Source organism: Methanospirillum hungatei (assembly GCF_019263745.1).
Classification (GTDB): domain Archaea; phylum Halobacteriota; class Methanomicrobia; order Methanomicrobiales; family Methanospirillaceae; genus Methanospirillum; species Methanospirillum purgamenti.
In genome coordinates this window covers 2,708,960-2,731,571 of the sequence record NZ_CP077107.1, presented here as the reverse complement: position 1 = coordinate 2,731,571, position 22,612 = coordinate 2,708,960, and the positions used below count along the sequence as shown (strand labels likewise).

General features: G+C 43.3%; 9 protein-coding genes. 5 read left to right on the top strand and 4 right to left on the bottom strand.

Translation table 11 applies throughout. The annotated features are described in order from the left end of the window. Positions 1–75 precede the first annotated feature (75 nt). Entirely contained in the window at positions 76–2,220 is a 2,145-nt protein-coding gene (locus KSK55_RS13185) for a BMP family ABC transporter substrate-binding protein (protein WP_218607226.1), read from the bottom strand. Positions 2,221–2,884: 664 nt separating this feature from the next. Here KSK55_RS13185 and KSK55_RS13180 point away from each other — a divergent pair. Continuing rightward, positions 2,885–7,222, top strand: a complete 4,338-nt coding sequence (locus KSK55_RS13180; protein ID WP_218607225.1) for a PAS domain S-box protein — start codon at positions 2,885–2,887, stop codon at positions 7,220–7,222. Further along, positions 7,219–8,358 carry a PAS domain-containing sensor histidine kinase gene (locus KSK55_RS13175; RefSeq protein ID WP_306128598.1) on the top strand — a complete coding sequence of 380 codons (1,140 nt, stop codon included), beginning with the start codon at positions 7,219–7,221 and terminating at the stop codon, positions 8,356–8,358. The genes KSK55_RS13180 and KSK55_RS13175 overlap by 4 nt, the downstream gene beginning before the upstream one ends. Here KSK55_RS13175 and KSK55_RS13170 read toward each other — a convergent pair. After that, positions 8,355–11,063 (bottom strand): response regulator, encoded by a 2,709-nt coding sequence (locus tag KSK55_RS13170; protein ID WP_218607223.1) that lies wholly within the window; start codon positions 11,061–11,063, stop codon positions 8,355–8,357. The genes KSK55_RS13175 and KSK55_RS13170 overlap by 4 nt on opposite strands. Before the next feature lie 287 nt (positions 11,064–11,350). On the opposite strand from KSK55_RS13170, the gene KSK55_RS13165 reads away from it, so the two are divergent. From KSK55_RS13165 to KSK55_RS13155, 3 genes are all read left to right on the top strand, one after another. Further along, a complete protein-coding gene (locus KSK55_RS13165) occupies positions 11,351–13,165 on the top strand; it encodes a PAS domain-containing sensor histidine kinase (protein WP_218607222.1) in 1,815 nt (604 codons plus the stop codon). Between the two features lie 285 nt (positions 13,166–13,450). Beyond that, positions 13,451–16,792: a response regulator gene (locus KSK55_RS13160; protein ID WP_218607221.1), complete on the top strand. Its 3,342-nt coding sequence runs from the start codon at positions 13,451–13,453 to the stop codon at positions 16,790–16,792. A 194-nt stretch (positions 16,793–16,986) separates the two neighbouring features. Next, positions 16,987–17,544, top strand: coding sequence for a sensor histidine kinase (locus KSK55_RS13155; RefSeq protein ID WP_218607220.1), 558 nt, complete (start codon positions 16,987–16,989; stop codon positions 17,542–17,544). Between the two features lie 116 nt (positions 17,545–17,660). On the opposite strand, the gene KSK55_RS13150 is transcribed toward KSK55_RS13155, so the two are convergent. Together KSK55_RS13150 and KSK55_RS13145 are read right to left on the bottom strand one after the other, a co-directional pair. Then, positions 17,661–19,778, bottom strand: a complete 2,118-nt coding sequence (locus KSK55_RS13150; protein ID WP_218607219.1) for a response regulator — start codon at positions 19,776–19,778, stop codon at positions 17,661–17,663. 395 nt (positions 19,779–20,173) lie between these two features. Further along, positions 20,174–22,540 carry a PAS domain S-box protein gene (locus tag KSK55_RS13145; protein WP_218607218.1) on the bottom strand — a complete coding sequence of 789 codons (2,367 nt, stop codon included), beginning with the start codon at positions 22,538–22,540 and terminating at the stop codon, positions 20,174–20,176. Between the last annotated feature and the right edge of the window lie 72 nt (positions 22,541–22,612).

The window sequence follows — 22,612 nt, the reverse complement described above, 5'->3', positions numbered from 1 at the left end:
AATGTCGATATTACCGAGAAAAAACAAAAATAAAGAATGTTATGGAACATATTCATGAACCGGATCCTCTGAGCTTCAGGTAGATTCGGCCTTTATCTCCTGCTGAACAGCTTCGTTCATTTTGCTCTCTATTATTTTAGAAAAGTCACCAAACCTTGGGTTTATCACTAAAGAGGATCCATCATTGGTAAGATTGTATTCAACAAGGCCGGGTGTAAACCTCCTGTTCAGTGCTTCGGATAATTCCCAATATACAACCGGATCAAGGTTCTTTACCACCGATGCGATAACAACTCCCGGCCCGAGATATGACTGATCCGAATCAACTCCGATAATCTTGAGATCCTGCGATTTTTTCGCTGCTGATACCGCTCCAAGACCTGACGCTCCTGCTACCGTGAAGATGATGTCTGTTCCGTTTCGATACATATCCATTGCAATTGCAGCTCCCTTCTCCGGCTGATGGTATCCAGAGTTATCATCAGCAATATAGGTGATATTCACCACAATCGTCGGATCTTCATCTATAGCTCCTTTGATAAACCCGTCTGTGAAACTGTCAATAACCTGGGCTTTTCTCCCGGCAATTACTGCTATCTGTCCAGTCTTTGTCAGGTCTCCAGCAAGTCTTCCGGCAAGATAACTGGCTCCATACATCGAGAATGAAGCAGTCCTGATATGGGGAAGCGACATTGGATCAGCATCAATCACCATGACCGGAATATCAGGGTACTCCTCTGCTACCCGTTCTGCATACTCAGCCATATATGATCCGAGCATCAGCACAGCACTGGCCTTCTTTCCGGTTAATGGATTGAATACCGGGTCAGGTTCCTCGCCGGTATCTCCGGTATATATCTCATGAACGGTCAGGTTAAAGTCATCCCTGATTCTCAGGATACCCAGATATGCCTGGTCAGTAAATCCGAAATCCCCCTTCTCACCGTTATACACAAAGGATATTTCTGCTCTTTTATCTTCGGTAGTATTTAGAAAAGCAGAGAGATCCTGCATCGGTTGCTTTATCTTATCCGTTTCCCTCCTGTCTTCCCTTGATCCGGAGATGTACGAATCAGCGAGAAATTCACCTTCCTCCACCCTCCAGTGAACATACCATGTTGTCAGGGGATCTGTCCCGGTCCTTGTATCATAATCGAGCGTTCCTGATGCACCGGAGAGATCAGGGAGATATCCGCCACGGATTATTCTTATTGCCTGTGCAGTTCCCTGATCATCCCAGGGAGTTACCATGTCACTCCCCTGAACCACTGATGTCAAATACTCACCAGGCTCTTCTGAAGGGTTTGCCTCCATTCTCGCAAGAGCTGCAATCCCCAAAATCAGGGCATCCCTGGTAAGAGCTGCATAATCGGAGGGCATCTTTCCAAACGCTTTTTGGTAGGATACAAAAAATCCGGTTTTTTTATCTGCTGTAGGACTTACTCCTTCAGCCCCTTCCGCATATTCTCCGGCAGTTGTGAGAAATGTATCTGAACGTCCAGCATCAGTAAAGAATAATTGTACAGTACTGTTTTGTGCCTTAACAAAGCGGGCAATCTCTGCAGCAATGGATCCTCTAGCTGCAACAATCAGATAATCAGGTTTTTTTGATATGATATTGTTCAAAAGGCTGGAAATATCCAGTTCATGGGAAAAAGGCACTGATTCGATATGCACAACTCCGGATTCATTTGCATAATACTCTGCCCAATCTGCGAATGTCTTCCCATACGTGTTATTTTCATACATAAGAGATACCGTGTGAGTTCCCCGTTCAGCAACCAGATCCATGATGAGCTGAGTCTGTATCCTGTCACCACCAGTTGTCCGCCAGATATATCCTGACTCTCCAAACAGGTCAGCAATCTCTCCTGATGTAGCCGACGGAGTAATGAGGATCTTCTTTGCAGCAATGAAATCAGGTGCTATCTGAAAGACCTCATCACTTGTTGCCGGACCAATGACCACCCGGATATCAGGGTCGGCAAGCATCTTCAGGGCTGCTTCTCTTGTAGGAACCGTACTGGTATCAATACCTACGAGTTCTATGGTTCCAACACCTTCCTTTTCCAAACCGGCAACGGTCCAGTTCAGAGTCTCATAAAAGTCCATGGCACTGTCCCCTGATGCAGGGAGAAGGACCCCAATCCGATACTGATCTGTTGTCGGAGACTCAATTTCGGGATAATCGCCAGTTACCGCTGGAATTAAGAGTGTCATGCAGATAGCAAAGTATAGTCCGAGTTTTTTTGAAAAGGAGAAGGGGATGTGCATTGAGACTAAAATTTATTTTTTTATCTTAAAAGAGGTTCCTTATTTATATTCGAGATCAGATAAAGCGATTAAACCTATTAAAATCCAGTTTTAAGGATGCAATCAACGCATATGAGTTTGGATGAGGTATAGTTCCGGGATGTCTTCACCAAGTCTAAAACTTCTGAATACTTCATGCAGGATACGGTATTTGCCCATGCTGAATTCGTGATGATTGTTGATAGCCTATTGATAAATATTGTATCTCACTGAAGAGTGTAACAAACACCCCCTTTTTCCCCAGTAAAGTTTATAAATCCAAAGCCGATCTTTAACCTCCGGTGAAGGAGCAATAAATATTCTCTACACCAGTTTCTAGGCCATAGAGCAGATTTTAAGGTAAATCTATTACTAATGAGATATGAAATAGAGATGCGATAATCATAAAAAATGAGATACATGATCAAGACGAATACTGAGGGTTTCCACATTCTTTTAAGCAACCTGAAATGAGCAAGATATCTGAATTATGCCCCCAACCCGATAACCTTCGGCATTCATACAGTACAAAAAGAGTATACCTCCCCAAGATTTGAATACCAATGATATAGAATCAGGATCACTTCAAACCATGATTTCAATCCTCTATGCAGACGATAAAGGAGACCTGCTCGTCAGAGGTAAACAAATCCTGGAGAAAAATGGTGAATTCTCCGTCCATACCTGTATATCAGTACAGGAAGGCATGGAGAATATCAACTCCCATGACTATGATGTTATCATATCCCGGTTTTCAAAACCCGGCTTTGATGGAATTTCCTTTTTAAAAGCAGTCAGAAAGCAGTCAGGAGATATTCCGTTCATCCTCCTGACAAATCCTGATAATGATCTGGCTCTCTATGAAGTGTTCCAGAATGGTGCAGATATGTGCCCCTGGAAAGAGGGGAACGAGGAGTTCAGGTTTTTGTTACTCACTCTGAAAATAAGATCTGTGGTACAGAGAGAGAAGAATGAAAGTTCTGTACATGATCTGAAATCCGAAACAGAATCTCTCAAGCACCGGGCAGCAATGCTTCGCATCCTCAATGAGATCATATCAGAGGTAAATAATGCTCAAAGTCTCTCGGATCTTCTGGAAAAGGTTCTTGAGAAGTCGATAACTCTCTTAAACTTTGATTCGGGAGGAATATATTTCGTTGACCCTGATTCACGGATGGCCCATATTGTTCATGCTCAAAACCTCCCGGTCCAATTCCTTGCTGAGGTTGATAATGTTTCAATCGATAAAGAGCCCTATAACACGATGTTTATAAAAAATCAGCCGCTTTTTATCGAAAATTATGTCCAAGTCAGCCCGGAGCGTTCACAGAAATATGGATTGTACTCTATTGCCACACTTCCCCTAATTTCAAAGGGGAAGGCCATCGGTGTATTAAATATTGCCAGTATGAGGCGGTATCTCATCAGTGATGAGGAAAAGGAGACACTCATCTCAATAAGCAGAGAACTTGGCAGTGCAATTGAGCGGCTTTGTACCGAAGAAGAAAGAAGGAGGAGTGCACAAAACATCAGAACCCTGTTTCAGTCTATCGAGGACATAGTCTTTGTTGTCGATCTGAAAGGTACTATTATTGCAATGAATGCCGCAGCGGAGCAGAAACTATCCTATTCAAGACAGGAACTCATCGGCAGAAACATTCTTGACATTCTGGCTCCCGAAAAAAGAGAAGAAGCATTCATACTCTATGAAAAACTGGTAGATGGAACCGTGAAGGACAATTCCATCCCAATTATTGCAAAAGATGGGACTCGGATCGAGGTCGATACAAAAGTTTCAAGGGGAAGGTGGGATGACCAGGATGTTCTTATCGGAGTGAGCAGGGATGTCACCGAACGCAGGCGGTTTGAAGACGCATTACAAAAGAGCGAACGCAGGCTGAATGAAGCACAACATCTCGCAAAGACAGGGAGCTGGGAACTGGACATTCCTGCAAACCGTCTTTCATGGTCTGATGTCATCTTTGAGATATTTGAAATAGATCCCATCCAATTCGGTGCAACATATGAGGCTTTTTTAAATGCCATACATCCTGATGACCGAAAAGCTGTAGATAAGGCCTATTCTGCTTCATTACGAGATAAAACACCATACCAGATAGAACATCGTCTGCGTATGCCGGATGGCAGGATAAAATATGTCCTGGAACGATGCGAAACAAAGTATGATTCATCCGGAAGACCCCTATCATCCCTGGGAACTGTTCAGGATATTACCGAACAGAAGATCGCAGAACTCTCTCTGAAAGAGAAGGATATAAGGTACCGGGAGATATTTGAAGGCAATTTTGACGGGTTTGTAATGGTTGACCTGGCCGGGCATGTCATCGATGCAAACCAGGCATATTGTTCGATTGTTGGATATACTCTGGAAGAATTAAAGGCGCTGGATAATTTTTATGTGATCACAGCGGAAAAATGGCAACGATGGGAACAGGAAGAGATCTGGAAAAAACGTCTCCTTGTCCATGGCTATTCCGGTCTGTTTGAGAAGGAATATATCAGGAAGAACGGGGAGATCTTCCCGGTAGAACTTCAGGCCTACGTCTCATATTCCATTGACGGAACCCTGCGATGTCTCTGGGCGGTTGTCCGGGATATAACCGAACGAAAACATGCAGAGGAGGAACGGGAATCTCTTATCTCGACAATTGTAAAGAATAATGCAGATCTGAACGTCACCTATGAACAGTTATTGCAGACTGAACAGGAACTGAAAAAACAGAATGTAGCCCTGACACTATCCAGGGAGAGTTTCAGGGAGACGAATGAATACCTTGAAAACCTTATTGCATATGCAAATGTTCCGATCATCATCTGGAACCCCTCATTTCATATTAAAAGAGTAAACCGGTCTTTTGAGCACCTTATCGGGAGACCTGCAGAAGAGATGACAGGTCAGTCATTACGGGTCCTATTTCCGCCTGATAAGGCTGACAGAACCATGCGACTGCTACAGACCACTCTGGATGGTGTTCGATGGGAAACCACAGAGATAGACATTATCAGGAGTGATGGTGCCATCCGGACACTGCTCTGGAATTCTGCTACCCTGTATACCCCGGATGGTCTTACCCCCCTAGCTACAATCGCTCAGGGCTATGATGTCACTGAAAAGAACCGGCTTGAGCGTGAAAAAGAGAGTGCATTGGAACAGATTCAAAATAATCTGGCTATTCTTGCAATTCTGAATGATGAGATACGAAATCCGCTCGCAATTATCATGGCTACTGCATCCATGCTTGCTGATCCGGCAGCTGCCGATATTATCGATAATGAGGTGAACCGGATTGATCAGCTGGTCACTCAGCTGGATCAGCGATGGCTCCAGTCTGAAAAAGTCCTGAATATGATAAGGAAACACTACAATATCACAGTCTCACATAGAACAGAAGCCGGGTTAGTGGAGCTGCGTCGTGAAGATACAAAAGATCAGATTTCTGCAGAAAAGGATGGATCATGCGAAGAACAGAGAGAGGTACTCATTGAAGAAGTTCAGGCACAGCTCTATACCATCCTCAACAGTATGGATGTTTTGGTATATGTTGCCGATATGGACACCTATGAGATATTATATGCGAATAACCGGTTGAAAGCATATTTAGGACCATTAACCGGACAAAAATGTTACCAGTACTTGCAAAATGGCCGGGAAAGTCCCTGTCCTTTCTGTACCAATCATCTTCTGGTAGATGAAAACGGCCCGACAGGATTGTACCAATGGGAGTTTCAAAGTCCTGTGACCGGAAGATGGTATGACTGCCGGGACCGGGCCATCCGGTGGAGCGACGGAAGAATAGTCAGAATGGAAATCGGGACAGATATAACCGCCCATAAAATAGCTGAAAAAACACTTCAGGCATCAGAACAGCGGATTCGAACGTTACTTGAGAATATTCCCTTCGGAATTCTCCTGGCAGATGGGAAAACCCGGCGATTTATCTTTGCAAATGAGACAATATGCCAGATGATGGGATACACCTGCGATGAACTCATTGGGATGACCCCTCAGGATATCCATCCCCCTGAAGAGTATCCCCGTATCAGGGAGATATTTGATCAGATGGCAAAAGGAACTGTAGAATCCTGCCAGGATATCCCCATATTACGAAAAGACAGGAGTGTCTTTCCGGTGAGAATTCATAGTTCAACTCTGAATTTAGAGGGACAGAGGTATCTTCTTGGGATCTTTTCAGATATTACCGAACAGAAAATTGCAGAAGAGAAGATTCTGGAATTGCAACGTCGTGAATCTGATATAATCAACTTTTTACCTGATGCGACCTTTGCCATCGACCGGGAAGGAAGGGTGATTGCATGGAACCGTACCATGGAGGAGATGACCGGTGTTTTCGCAGAAGATATGCTGGGAAAAGGAGATTATGAATATGCCATCCCCTTCTATGGAGAGCAGAGACCTCTTCTCATTGATCTCTCTCTCCTCCCTGATGAGATAATCGAAAAGAAGTACCAGGATCTCCGGCATGAGGGGAGAATCCTGGTTGCAGAAACTACAAAAGCCAGACCAAAAGGTTTGGAAAAAGTCCTCTGGGGAATGGCTACTCCCCTCACCGATGCAAAAGGAAACGTGATTGGTGCCATAGAATCCATCAGGGACATTACCGAAGTGAAAAAGACAGAGAAGGCTCTCCGGTTATCCCAGGAGAAGTATTCAACATTATTCCTTTCCAGTCCGGATGCCATCATCATCTCAGATCTCGTAAGTGGGAGGATCATTGAAGTCAATGATGCATTCGCTCATAACCTGGAATATTCTTATGAGGAATTAATAGGCAGGAACACAATAGAACTTGAAATATGGAACTCACAGGATGAACGGAATCATTTTATCAACCTCATCAAAAAACAGGGAAAAGTGAAAGGATTTGAGACGGTTACCCATTCTAAATAAGGAAGTCGTTTTGGGTATCTATCTCTGCTGATATAATTGCCCTGGAGGGTCAGACATTTCTTATCAGCACTATCCGTGATATATCTGGGCAGAAACAGAATGAAATCGCTCTGAAAGAAAGTGAGGAGAAATACCGGAATGTTGTAGAGCAGGCCCAGGATGGTATCGTCATTGTTCAGGGCTTTTATATGGTATTTTTAAATGATGCATTTGCACGAATTACCGGATACACGGTTGATGATCTCACCGGACGAGACTTTCGGACACTATTCCCTCCAGATAAACAAGAAAAATTTGCTGAGTTTATTCGCAAAAGACTTGCGGGAGAACCATTGCCCAAGATCCATGAAACCAATCTGCTCCGATGCGATAATTCCGAAATTCAGGTAGAAGCGATTGGGGCGTTGATATCATATCAGGGTGCTCCGGCAGATCTCATCATCGTGCGGGACATTAGTGAGAGAAAGAGACTTGAATTCTCTCTCCTAGAAGCATTACAAAAACTCAAAATCCTGACCGGGATAACACGGCATGATATTATCAACGATTTAAATATCATCACCGTATCGCTGGATTTGGTACTTGATTCGGATTTGAGACGAGATCAACAGGAGTACATCACCAATGCCCTTACTGCAGGGCAGACATTGAAAAATACCATCGAATTTACGAGGGAATGTGAAGATTTCGGATCTCTCTCCAGCCGGTGGATGGACCTGATCTCTATCGTAAATGCAGCGAGATCTGATGTTTCATTAGGGGATATCACAGCAGACATTTTAATCTCTCCGGATATTGAAATTTTTGCAGATCCCATTATTCAGAAAGTCTTTTCAACCTTATTTGAAAATTCTGTCAGGCATGGGACCACTATCTCTGCCATCTGGATTACCACAGAAAAAAGGGGTAAAAAGATAATTATTGTCTATGCCGATGACGGGATAGGTATTCCAGAAGAAGATAAGGAGAGAATCTTTCAGCACGGGTATGGAAAGAATACCGGAATAGGTCTGTATCTGGTTAGAGAATTTCTTTCAATCACCGGGCTTACCATTTGTGAAACAGGAGAATCAGGAAAAGGGGCACGTTTTGAAATTGTGGTCCCGCATGGATTATTCAGATTTCAAAAGGACTAAGTTACGTTATTCAGGATAACCCGGTATGACTCCCGGGGGATTTTCATCTCAAACCGTGCTCCGGTTCCCGGTTTTCCGTTTTCTGTGATCCTGATATCGGTCAGGGACAAAATCTCCCTGACAAGGAACATGCCAAGACTGGTATTCTTTCCAAATCCCCGTTCAAAGATCTTCTCTTTCTCATTATCTGCAATACCAACCCCATTGTCTTCCCATACCACGATAAGGAAATCTCCTTCCTTTCGGGCAGAGACACGTATCTCAGAGACCGTTTCCCCATGACGAAGAGAGTTATCGAGCAGATTAAAAAAGACTTTTTCAAGCATGGGGTCGGCAAAGATTATAATTCCCTGAATATCTGTATTCAGGGTGACGGAAGAGGGAACCTGAGAACGGGGGATGACCAGATCAAGAAGTATCCATTGAGGTTCATGAGAACCGAGTTCCTCATAGATACGGGTAAATTCAATCTGGGTCTGGATATCACGGGTGGCGTTACATATGATTGAGAAATACTCTGTAGTGGATGGGTTCAGAAGTCCCTTCTCCATCAGCTCTAAAAATCCGTAAATAACTGATACTTTATTGAGGATATCATGCCGTGTTATTCCTGTCAGAAGACTCAGCTGCCGGTTTGCTTTCTTTATGGCGTCTTCATTCCGTTTCCGCTCGTTAATGTCATGGGATATTCCCTGGAGAAGAATAACATTTCCTTCTTCGTCCAGAACTGGTGAGATATTCAGCGAATGCCACTTCCATGACCCGTCTTTATACAGTAACCTGCATTCAACAACAGCTTTCTCCTTTCCCTCAATAATTTTTTGGGTAATACTGGCAAAAATCCGGGGATAATCATCAGGATGGATAAAACGCGATGCGTCACATCCGATTACCTCATTATTCTCGTATCCAAATATGGTCGTCCATTTATCCGGTATATAGGTGATGATGCCATCCGGTGTCAGAGAAAAGACGATATCATTGGCATTCTCCACAAAAGACCGAAATTTTTCCTCACTCTTCCGAAGGAGCTCTTCTGCCTCTTTCCTTTTGGTGATATCCCTCGTAACCCCGACAAAACCGGTAAATTTTTTATTTGCATCAAACGCAGTTGAGATCATCATCTCCGCCCAGGTTGAGGGTTTATTTTTGGTTTTAAACTCCAGTTCCAGAACCATTTTATGGGGAACCGGAATTCCGTTTTTCAAAAGATCCTGTCCCTGCTCCAGAAACGTCTGAAATACCTGCATTGATTCAGGCGCCAAGAAATCTTCCAGTTTCATCTTTAGTGCCTGTTCCTGTGAAAAACCGAGAGCCCGGGTGACGGACGGGGAGATATAGGTCAGGTGCATCGTTTCATCGCATGTCCAGATAACGTCATGAACATTTTCTGCAAGCACCCGGTATTTTTCTTCACTCTTATACAGAGCAGCCTTTATCTCTTTCACCGAGGTAATGACCCGCATCGAAACCTGGGCACCGGTCAGGAGATTGTTGTTTACAATCGGGGTCGCATACAGGTTCACAAAGACTGATCTTCCATCTTTTGTCAGAATGCGGATGTTCACATCCTCGACTGATTCTTTTTCCTGCAATGTTCGAATGATGTGTTTAAACTCCTCGATATCCATCGGAAAGAGGAGTGAAGCAGCATCTTCAGTTGATTTTCCAACAAGTTCCTGCTTCGAATATCCGGTGATTGCAAAAACGGACGGGGAGATATAGGTTGCACAGAGCCGGTCATCGAGGATCACAATCAGATCAGAAGAACGTTCAGCCATTAATCTGAAGCGTTCCTCAGATGCCCTGAGTTCTTTCATCATCCCGAATAATTCGGTTACATCAGACGAGACACCACGAAATCCTACACGGTTACCGCTCTTATCCTCAAGGGGAAATGATCTGATATTGAGAATACGCTGACTTCCATCCTTATGAAGAACAGGGACATCAAAGGAAAAAAGGCCTGGTTTTCTCGTCTTTCCCTCTTTGAGGACCTCCCTCATCATCTCCATTCCTTCCGGAGTAAGGATGGAAAGCAAATTTCTCCCTACCAGTTCTTCCGGAGTATATCCGGAGATTGAACGACACTGGGGGCTGACATATGTTACGAATCCGTCAAGGTCCGTATCCCATATTACATCAGGAGAGGTCTCAACAATGTTTCTAAACTTTTTTTCACTCTCCTCTAATGAGTTCTTCAATGTTTTAAGCTCGGCATACTGCCCCCGTATCTCCTTCTCAACAGCCGGTATCTGGTCAGAAAATACTCTCCTTCGCTGAACCGCTTTCATGAGTTTATCAGATATCTCTTCAAATAGTGCCCTTGAATCTTCTCCTTTCTGAATATAGAAATCCACACCGTACTCAATGGCCCTGATTATGACCTCTTCCCTTCCCTTTTCAGAAACGAGGATAAAGGGCATGGTGTCGAATCGTTCCCTGATCTCCTGGAGTAACACAAGACCATCCATATCCGGCATCAGGTAATCAGAGACGATGGCATCATAGGTATGCAGATGAGGTAATGCCAGAGCCTCCTCTGCTGAAGTTAGTGTATCAACTGTTATCGGACCAGAACTCTCCAGATACTTCTTCCCAAGTTTCTGAAGACTCTCCTCGTCATCGACATACAGAACAGAGACAGAGGAATCCGGATGTTTGTCTAAATCCGTCTCATTACCCAAAAAATTTGTTTGCGGCATTCCTCCCCCTCGTCATCAGTATATTGTCTGAATTGTTCTGAACAGATATGAATAATTAGCCATTTAGCTTCAGAATCATTAATAGATATCGCCATTTTTACCAAAACCATCCTGAACGTCTGGCATGAACCATACAAAACAGAAAAATAAATCATATCAGGGAAAGAAACACAATAGGAGAATTATACTGAAAAAAGGGATCTCATCCTATCAAGAGGCTGACTCATGCGTATGATGAGAATAGTGCTCACTTCTCTTCCTAACAGATACATATAAGGATACCGCTCATGGATTTTGTACCGTACCTGTCTATTTTTCCAGATCTTCTCCTCGTTTTTATCCTGATTGCCGGTATCATGTATCGAACCTCTGAAAAACAGAAGAGATATGCCATCATTATCGGAAGCATCGGATGTCTTACCCTGTTTTCGGGCTCGATTATCAGATGGAATACGGATCTCCTCTATACCGGTCTGTCTGCTCATATCATAGGAGAACTCCTCATCTTTTGTGCAATTCTTCTTCTGATTACTTCAAAACAGGCATCAGAACCGGATAAAAACCTGGGAATGAAAATTTCAGAGCTGGAGCGTCAGGTTTTGGAAAAATCTGAGGCTCTTGATATGACGAATATTCTTCTGAAAAATGAACTAGAAGTCAGGACCTCGTTTGAAGCAGATCTTCAGGAGAGTGAAGAGAAGTTTCGCACTATCACTGAGAATACCCCGCTTGGGATGATACTTGTCAACAAGGATAATTCCATCGCCTATATCAACCCTCAGGTGACCAGATCACTTGGATTTATTCTGGACGATATTCCGGACATGCAGACCGTCATCCGGGTTTTCTTACCAGATCCATCTGATCAGGAAGATGCCTTTCATATGTGGCAGGATCTGGCCTGGAAAATAGACAGGCAGATCCAGGAACCTGAACCCCATGTCTACCAAATAAGCGCAAAAGACGGATCCCAGAGGACATTTGAGTTGTATTTTGCACCATACGGGAAGGTTATGCTCATCCTTCTCCATGATATCACCATCCGGAAAAAAGCCCAGGATGAACTCCGGGAATCTGAACGCCGGTACCGTGAGATGATAGAGAAGATCCCACTCATAGTCGTGATACTGGACCGTGATGGGAAGGTAGTGTTCGGAAACAACCACCTCCTCAAGGTTATCGGATGTGACAAAGATGAAATCCTGGGTGCAGACTGGTTTTCTTCATTTACCCCTCCTGAAGAGCATGTACGGGATACCTTCGTCCAATATATCCAGGAGGAAAAGGTACCCCCACAGCTTGAGAACTCAATTGTTTCCAAAGATAACCAAAAGCACTCTGTTCTCTGGACAAACCTTGTGCTTCAGGAAACCGATGGCAGAACTACCGGAATTATCAGTCTTGGAACGGATATCACCGAGCGAATACAGCGGGAAAAGGCTATCCAGCTTGCAAATAAGAAACTCAATATCCTCTCTTCCATCTCCCGCCATGATATTGCAAACACCCTAACTGAAATCTTTCTTACTCTTGAACTGGCACAGGATACCATAGAGGATACTGCCTCACAGGAATTAATTCGCGAAACCCTTGATGGACTTCGGATTATTCGTCACCAGATAGAATTTTCCCGGTACTACCAGGACATCGGAGTCCATGCTCCGGAGTGGTTTGAGCTTGACACCATTATCACGCTCGTAGTCAGGGAGATGGCTCTTCCTGATATCACGATAACCATAGAGACAGGAAAGGTCATGGTGTATTCAGATCCTCTCATTCAGAAAGTCTTCTTCAATCTCATCGATAACACCATCAGGCATGGAAAGCAGGTGACGGTGATCTCATTTACGCTGATGTATGAAGGATCTGACCTCATCATCGTGTATCGTGATGACGGGGCAGGCATATCTTCTGATGAGAAGGAGAAAATATTTGAGAAGGGATTTGGAAAACATACCGGAATGGGGTTATTTTTAATCAGAGATATATTGGCAATTACCGGGCTTTCCATCCGGGAATGTGGAACTCCTGGAACGGGAGCACGGTTTGAGATACGGGTACCAAAAGGAGCATGGCGGGCTGGAGTGGAAATGGGGGGGTAGAAAAGGAGGGATCCGGCTTATTTTCATTTAAACCGGATGATCAATAAATATTGTTGAATCAGTATAAAAACCAGGATCCATCAACGGTTTAACTAGAAGGTATAGGTATTGGTTTACGTATTGGTGTAGGGAGAGCAATAGCGTGTGATTTGTGTGCATGCCTCATAATACCCCTTTTTCTTCGATGATAAATCCAAGGTATTTGATATATGAAATTCCCCCTCTTATTCCCACAATCATTATTATACTCTTCACGTTCTATTTTACTCTATATCAGGAACTTTCATGATCTCAGTCCTGTATGTTGATGATGACCTCACACTCCTCGAATTAGGGAAACTCTTTCTTGAGCGAACCGGAGAATTTCAGGTTGAACTTCGTGATTCGGCGGTAGAAGCCGTAGAGCTCTTAAAAAACACTTCATTTGACATTATCCTCTCTGATTACGAGATGCCGGTTATGAACGGGCTTGAATTTTTAAAAGAGGTCCGAAGTACATTAGGAGAGATCCCCTTTATTCTGTTTACCGGAAGAGGAAGGGAAGAAGTGGTCATTCAGGCCTTAAATGACGGGGCTGATTATTACCTGCAGAAGGGCGGAGATCCCAAACCCCAGTTTGTCGAATTAACGCATAAAATGAAACTTGCCGTTCAGCGGCGCAATATCGGCATTGAACTCAAGGAGAGTGAGCAGCGGTACCGTGAGGTAGTTGAGACACAGTCGGAATTTATCTGCCGGTTTACTCCCGGTGGCATCACCGTATTTGTAAATGAGGCGTATTGCAACTATTTTGGAATAAAAAGAGAGGAGATCATAGGGCAGCGATTCATTCCTGATATTCCTGAAGACGACCGGGAAAAAGTCCACACCCATTTTGCCTTACTCACCCAGGACTCACCAGTTGGAGAGATTGAGCACCGGATACGTATGCCTGATGGCAGTCTCCGCTGGCACCGGTGGCGTGACCATGCAATTTTTAATGAAAAAGGAACCCTCATCGAGTATCAATCGCTTGGGAGAGATATTACAGACCGAAAGCAGGTAGAAGAAGAACTGAAACAGTCTGAAAGTCTGTACAGGGCAGTATTTGAAAATACCGGGGCAGCTTCGATTATTATCGGCCCGACCACTCTCATTCTGCGGGCAAACTCAGGATGGGAAAAGCTGACCGGTGTGCCGATTGCCGAACAGGAAAACAAATTAAGCTGGACGAAATTTATTGATGAAGATGATGTAAAACGAATGGTTGAGTATCATCATATCAGGAGGAAGGATCCCTCCCTGGCTCCGACAGTGTATGAATGCCGGACCCATAATGAAGCAGATGGATCAGTCCATACCTGCATCGTCCATGTCGATGTCATTCCAGGAAGCGATAACAGTATTGCGTCCCTTGTTGATATTACGAACCAGAAACAGTACGCAGAAGAGGTACAGGCAGCCAATGAGGAGCTTACCGCCACCCAGGAAGAACTGCAAGCACAGTTTGAAGAACTCAAACGTAACCAGGAAATAATCCAGGAGAGTGAGGAAAAATACCGGAGAATTCTTGAGAATATGCAGGATGTGTACTATCAGACCGATAAAGAAGGTAAAATAATTCTTACGAGCCCATCAGCAACTTCGGTCCTTGGATATCCGGACAATACTGAATATTATGGAAAAAACGTTGCTGATGCACTATATTATAACCCAGAAGACAGAAAAGTCTTTCTTACAGCGATTGAAAAGACCGGAAAGGTGGAAAATTACGAAGTAACACTCCGAAAAGGAGATGGAACCCCGATTACGGTTTTGACCAGCAGTCATAGATATTATGATAATACCGGTAATTACCTCGGGATTGAAGGGTTATTCAGGGATATTTCCGAAAGAAAGCAGATGGAGATCAGACTCAATGAATCAGAGAATCTCCACCGGGCGGTTTTTGACAATACCGGGACGATTATCCTGGTAGTGGAGTCTGACAATACCATCGTATACGCCAATAAAAAATTTGTCCAACTTTCAGGATATTCAAAAGAGAAACTGGAGGGGAAGATGTGCTGGACTGATTTCATCATGCCTGAAGACCTCATTAAGATGAAAGAGTACCATCGCATACGCCGAGCCAATCCTGCATCTCCACCGCCGGTCTATCCATTCAGGTTTGTTGACCGATTTGGAAAGATGCGGTACTGCATTAATAATGTAGCCATGATCCCCGGTACTGAGCGGAGTGTTGCATCGGCAATTGACATTACAGACCAGGTTATCGCTGAGACTGAATACCACACTATCTTTGAAAATATTCAGGATGTCTTCTACCGGTCTGATTCGGAAGGGAAGATAATCCTTATTAGTCCCTCTGCAACCACGGTGTTAGGGTACGAGTCCCTGGCTGAACTAATCGGTAAAAAAATCGCGGAGACACTGTATCTGAAGCCCCAGGACAGGGAGACCTTCCTCAGGGATATGAAAGAAAATGGATCGGTCACGAATTATGAGGTTCAGCTGAAAAAGAAAGACGGAACCCCGATAACAGTCCTGACCAGCAGCCACTATTATTATGATCATCAAGGGAATTATGTTGGGATTGAAGGGATATTCAGGGACATTACTGAACGAAAACAGATAGAGATCCTGTATAAAACCATATTTGATAAAACAGGTATCCCCATGTTGATTCTTAATGAAGATTTGGTGATATCTGATATGAATGCAGAGTTTGAACAGGCATTCGGATATACCCGCTCAGAGATAATCGGACAGTTACAATGGCCTGCCCTGATTGCTGATGATGACCGGGGGCGGATGATAGAATATTATGCTCTGCAGAAAAAAAACCTCTCCGCTCTTTTAGAAAATAATGCATTTACCTATGTTTTGAAAAATGGTGAGACCCAGGTAGGAGCGATATTAATAACCTCCATTCCCGGAACCGGGAAAAGTCTGATTTCAATCGAGAACATAGCAGATTTGCTAGAAACACGGACCAAATTAAAATCTACTAAAGAGGAGATGAATCAGTTATTCAATCAGCTTCCTGATTACGTCATTATTCATGAAGGGGAGACCATTGTCTATGTCAATGATGAAGGGGCACGGCTGATGGGAAAAACTCCTGAGGAGATCATTGGAACATCAGTCCTCTCATTTGCAGCTCCAGAATATCACGATCTCCTGATACAAAACATCGGATTCAGATACCAGGGAATAAATATTAAACCTTATTTGATTGAGGTCACTATCCCTTCTGGTGAGCGGAGATGGCTTGAAGTTCGATCAGCGTCACTAGCGGGACGATTGAAGGATACAACCCTGGCTGTTCTCACTGATGTAACGGAGCAGAAAAAAGCAGAAATCGCATTGAAAGAGAGTGAATTACAGTACCGAACGATTATTGAAAATATGCAGGATCTGGTCTATAGAGCAGACCTTTCTGGCAACCTGATCATGATAAGTCCTGCCGGAGTCAGACCTGCAGGATTTTCATCGGCTGATGAGATGATTGGCTGTAATATCTCTCATATGTTCTATTCTAATCCAGGTGAGCGCGAAAAACTTTTAGAGCTCCTTCAAAAAGATGAGAAAGTTACAAATTTTCCAACTTCTCTCGTTGACAACATGGAAATATCCATCAGGTAACCGTTAGCTGTCAGTTCTACCGGGACATTCATGGAAATATTATCGGCATTGAAGGAATTCTCCACGATGTCACCGAGATAAAAAAGGCAGAAGAAGCAGTATTACTTGCAAACCGGAAACTAAACCTTCTGACAAAAATTACAAGGCATGATATCAATAATCAGCTGGTTGCACTCCTTGGATATCTAACCATTTTGGATGAAACTCTGAAGGATTCTCCAGAGTATGAGTTAGCAAAAAAAGCCGTATCTGTTGCGGAACGGATTAACTCAATAATCCAGTTTACAAAGCAATATGAGGATATTGGAGTGAAATCCCCCATCTGGAAGAATATACGAAAGACCACTCTTGATGCATCAGAACAGGTTCATCTTGGATCGGTTATCATACAGAATGATATATCTGAAGACATTGAGGTATTTGCTGATCCGCTCCTAGTGAAGATCATCTATAATCTGATTGAGAATGCGGTCAGGTATGGTGAAACGATAACGAAAATCCGGTTTTATGAAGAAGAAGCATCCAACCTGGTGCTTATCTGTGAGGATGACGGGGTTGGAGTAATTCCGGAAGAAAAGGAGAGGATATTTGAGAGAGGATATGGAAGGAATACCGGTCTTGGACTGGCTTTGTGCAGGGATATCCTTACAATTACTGACATTTCAATCATTGAGACAGGAGAGTTTGGGAGTGGAGCGAGATTTGAGATATCCATTCCCTCAACCGGGTGGAGAAAGATACCCAGGGATTAGAAATTATATTATCTTCTGATTTCATTTAAGATGAGCCAGAACCTTTTTCCCCGAAACCCGGATCAATGAGAACCGATCGCTTTCTGAGAGGATGCTTTTTGGAATAAACGGATATATCACCTATTTTCCTCCCGATCATCCTCTTCCGGAAGTATTTCACGTATTGATGCCTGGGCACCGGTCAATACTCCATCCTGAAATATTGGTACGGCATGAATGCTAACGTATGCCCGGGTCCCGTCTTTCCTGATGATTTGGATATCTCGCTCATACACTCTCTTTCCTTTTGATTCGCCATTCAAAACCTCTTTCGCATCATGTGATATGACATCGCCGCCCTGCTCAAAGAAATTCTGAATCGCGAATTCATATGATTTTCCCAGCAGTTCGTGAGGTTCATACCCAAGAATTGTCCGTGCTGCTGGAGAGGCATAGGTAACGCACAGACGATGATCGAACACCAGAATCAGATCCGAAGAACGTTCTGCTATCCCCCGAAACCGCTCCTCGCTCTCTTTGAGTGCCTCTTTTGCCAGTACTTCTTCAGTGATGTCATGAGAAATGGACCCAAACCGGTATCCCCGAACCGTTTTCATGGAGAAGATCCTCTGGCGGGTAATAATCGTCGTCCCGTCCGGGCGTTTGCCAGAAATAATCTGTGGTCCGGGGAAGACCGGTACCCCTGTTTTGAGCGAGGATTGTAATGCTTCTTTTATTGCGTTTCTATGCTCTGCATCCTGGTGCTCTGCAGGTGCCATCCGGAGGGTGAGATCCCAGATATACATTCCAAGGGCTACTTCTTTCGGGATCCCGGATATCATTTCAGAACTCCGATTCCATTCGATGACTCGGCCCTCCTCATCAATCATGGAGACAGACTCCTCAGTATTGTCAATTAGGGAGCGGAGCCGGAATTCGCTGTCAACAAGAGCCTGTTTACTGGTAAGAAGCTCCTGGTAGGAGCTCTGCAATGATTCCTCAGATGCTGCTAATTCTTCATATGCTGCATGTATCTCTTCTTCGTCCCTTTTCCGACGGGTAATATCCTTTCCTGATACCTGGTATTCAACAGGAGTGCCCTTCTCATCAAATAAAGCCCTGACGGTCCATAACTGCCAGTGCTTTTCTCCGTCGGTCCCGGTAACCTCCCGCTCCATCTCCCGAACTGGTGTATCAATAGTAAGTGAACGAAGAAACGCTTCAACCGCTGAATAATTCTTGATCTGCATCAGGTCGCGGATATTTTTCCCTTCAACATCTTTCAGGTCAAGTAAAGGGGCAAAATTATCACGATACGCTTCGTTGATGAAGGTAATCGTCCCATCGGATGTAAACCGGGCGATGAAATCGGTCTGATCATGAATGATCGAGCGGTACCGCTGCTCACTTGTAAAGAGTTCCCGTTCGGTATTTTTCAGGGGGGTGATGTCACGGACCGTTTCTATCGCCCCGGTGATAACACCCTCCTGGTTGTATAACCTGCTGACCTTTATCGTTAAATAAAATATTTCCCCATTTTTCCGGGTCATTTCGGTCTCAGCAGAAATTGAAGAACCATCCCTGAAAAATGTGGGATAATGCATCTCTATAGTCTCATCAGGTTCGTCAATAAGGTCTATCAGGAGCGGGCGATCCTGGGTATAAAACGTAGTAACATAGTCATCATGGGTTTTCCCAAGAATACTGTCAGCTGAAAAGCCGGTCATCTCTTCCAGAGCCCGATTCCAGGCAATTACTTCTCCTTTCTGGTTGATGGCAAAGGTAGCATCGGGAAGGAAGTTTATGATATCCGATACCCGCTTTTCAGACTCACGGACTGATTTTTCCGCCTGTTTTCTCCGGACCGCCTGCCTGATTTTATGGGATAGTTCGGCAAATTGCGACTTTGGCTCCCCTCCTTTCTGAAGATAAAAGTCAGCTCCGTTATTGATTGCTTCTATCACGACCTCTTCGCGACCCCGGCCGGTAAAGAGAATAAAAGGGACGTCGTCATACTGTTCCCGGACTGTTTTTAGAAATTCGATACCATCCATCACCGGCATCTGGTAATCAGAGACAATGGCATCATAGGTCTCTATGGAAGAAGAAGAGAGGGCAGTCTTTGCGGATGTCTGAGTATCAACACGGAAATGGCCGGTACGTTCCAGGAAGAGCTTTCCTATGGTGAGGAGGTCTTCCTCATCGTCTACATAGAGAACCGAAACCAGTGGCGATTTATTATTTTCATCAAACATAGATATTCAGTTATCCTCATTCAGGGGGTATTTGTTGAATATTTAGAATGACAGGGAAATATCGTGAGTATGAGAGTATAGGATCTCATCGATAATTAAAGGTGAGGTGTGTTCAGTTTATCAGATCGATATTTCAAAAAAAATAATGAATATTCACATAAATATCCAAAAAATTTTTAAGACGAATGAGAAGAGATTCATTTCGGCAATATTTTCCACGTAACAATAATTATCCCATGATCTTAAACTTTTTAAAATAATTAGAGGATTTATTTAATAGAATCTAACTCGATATAAAGACAAGCCCAAGAATACTCATTTTATAACGACAGTTCCTGCACTTTTCTTCATGCAAAAAACCAAGTTTATTTTGGGATTGGATCTTTGAAATACGATTATTCCCATTTTCCCTGAGGAATATTCATTTCAAATCTGACTCCCTGTCCAGGTTCACCACATTCACAAATCGAGATCCCTGTCATGGCAAGAATTTCCTTTATGAGAAATAACCCAAGCCCGGTGTTCTTACCAAAACCTTCTTCAAAGATCCGGTTTTTGTCATCATAGGCAATACCAACACCATCATCCTCATAAACAACTTTCAGATTGTGTAATCCCCTCTCTCCATATAAATTGATTTGGCTGACATTCTTCCCATGACGAAGTGAATTATCAATAAGGTTCTCAAATACTTTTGAGATCAGAGGATCGGCAAAAATCCGGGCATCTTCACCTTTGAAAGTATAGAACGAGGTATGGATCTTATGATGCCGTGCGGCCTGAAATCCAAGAGAACTCAAGGTAAACCATCCGGGTTCCATTACTCCTATCGTTTGATACTCAAAGGTGGTTTTTAATTGCTCGAGGATATTCGTGCAGGGATCAATGGCTCTTTTTATCAATTCTGCTTCCTCGTGTGGAATATCACCTGAACTAACCAGATCAAGAATGGTCATGACTGTTCCAAGTTCATTTTTAATGTCATGCTGGGTTATCGATGAGAGGATTTTTACCTTATTCTGAGCCTGACGAAGAGCACTTTTTCGTTCATACTCCTCTGTGATATCCCTGAAAATGGTCATCACAGATATGGAATCATCAATATACACAGGAGTTTCTGCAACTTCCACAGGGATTTCAGTACTATCCATTCGTAAAAATTTTCCTTCGATGAATGGGTGTTTTGTTTCAGCTGCCCGGAAAATGCGATCATTTATCTTTTCTCGGCATTCTGGATGAACAACATCAAGAGGAGACCTTCCCATTAAGCAGGAAAGATCGTCATATCCAAGAATCTGACAGGCCATTGGATTCGCATAACTTATCGCATCATCCCGATGAATGATGACACCATCTGGAAGGTGTTCAATAAAACTTCTAAATCGCTTTTCGTTAATTTCAAGTAAACTTTTTTGATTTTCGATTTCATCCAAACTGGTGCGAATTTCTTCATTCTGAGCTGCAATCTCCTCATATGAAGAGGCGAGATCCTCTACCTTTTCCCTAAGTTGCAGTTCCAACTCCTTTTTTTCCGTTATATCACGGATGGATTCAATAGCTCCGGATATATTTCCATCGCCATCATACAATGGGGCAACTATTGCCCATAAAAAAGCTCTTTTTCCAACATAAATCTGGTCATTATGGACTTCTGCAATCAGGTGATCATGTTCATTTTTAATAAAATCGTATTTTGTTCGAATTTCAGGATGATCTTGTAAGGCAAGATCGATGAGGGTGGGACAACGTTTTGAATAAAACGGCTCTGCATACGCATGATTTCCGTGACCGAGGATGTCGATGGCATTTTTCTGAGTCATCCGTTCAATTGCACGGTTCCAGGCGATGACTGTTCCATTATTATCAATCGCAAAGGTGGGATCTGGAATAAAGTCAATAATATTTTGAAGTGTCCGGGCACTCTCATCCAAAGCACGGGACTTCCTTGCAAGATCCAGTTCATTTTGTTTGATAAGAGTTATATCACGAAGCGTTTCAACGACTCCAATGAGTTGATCATTTTCATCATAAAGCGGGCTTGCTTTCACCCATACATTTCGTTTACCCCCTGATCCGAGGCACACTATTGTCTCAGCGGTGATGGTATCCTCTTCATGAATAATATTTTCATACCATTCCTGAATTCTGGAATCAGGATTAAAAATATGATCCGCAAGAGATAATCTGGGAATTCCAAAGATTCTCTGGGAACAGTCTCTCAATTTGATGCTTAACATTTCCTGTTCTGAATATCCGGTCACCTTTTCTATGGCACGATTCCAGGCGATCAGATATCCATCAGTACTAATAACAAATGTCGGGTCAGGAAGATGATTAATAATCATCTTTGACTGATGATGCACTCGTAATAATTCTAGTTCGGCACGTCTTTTTTCAACGGCTTTCTGAATCATATTTACCAGTTCAGCATATTGGGCCTTTGGTTCGCCTCCCTTTTGCAGATAAAAATCAGCTCCATTATTCAGTGCTTCAATAACGACTTCTTCACGACCTTTCCCCGTAAAAAGAATAAATGGAACAAAATGTTCTGAATCCCTGAGTGTTTTTAAAAAAGATATCCCATCCATCTCAGGCATCTGGTAGTCAGATACAATAATGTCAAAAGTTGAAATGTTCAGGGATGATAATGCCTCTTGCGCTGAAGATACTGTTGTTACTCTTAAATTCCAGTATTTTTGAAGATATATCTGCCCGATCTCCAATAATTCAGGTTCATCATCAACATATAGAACGGAATACATAAAATCACATAAAATTCAAGCACGAATACTCAACACTCAGGAGGTTACCTAGAAATAACGGAGCCAGGTTAT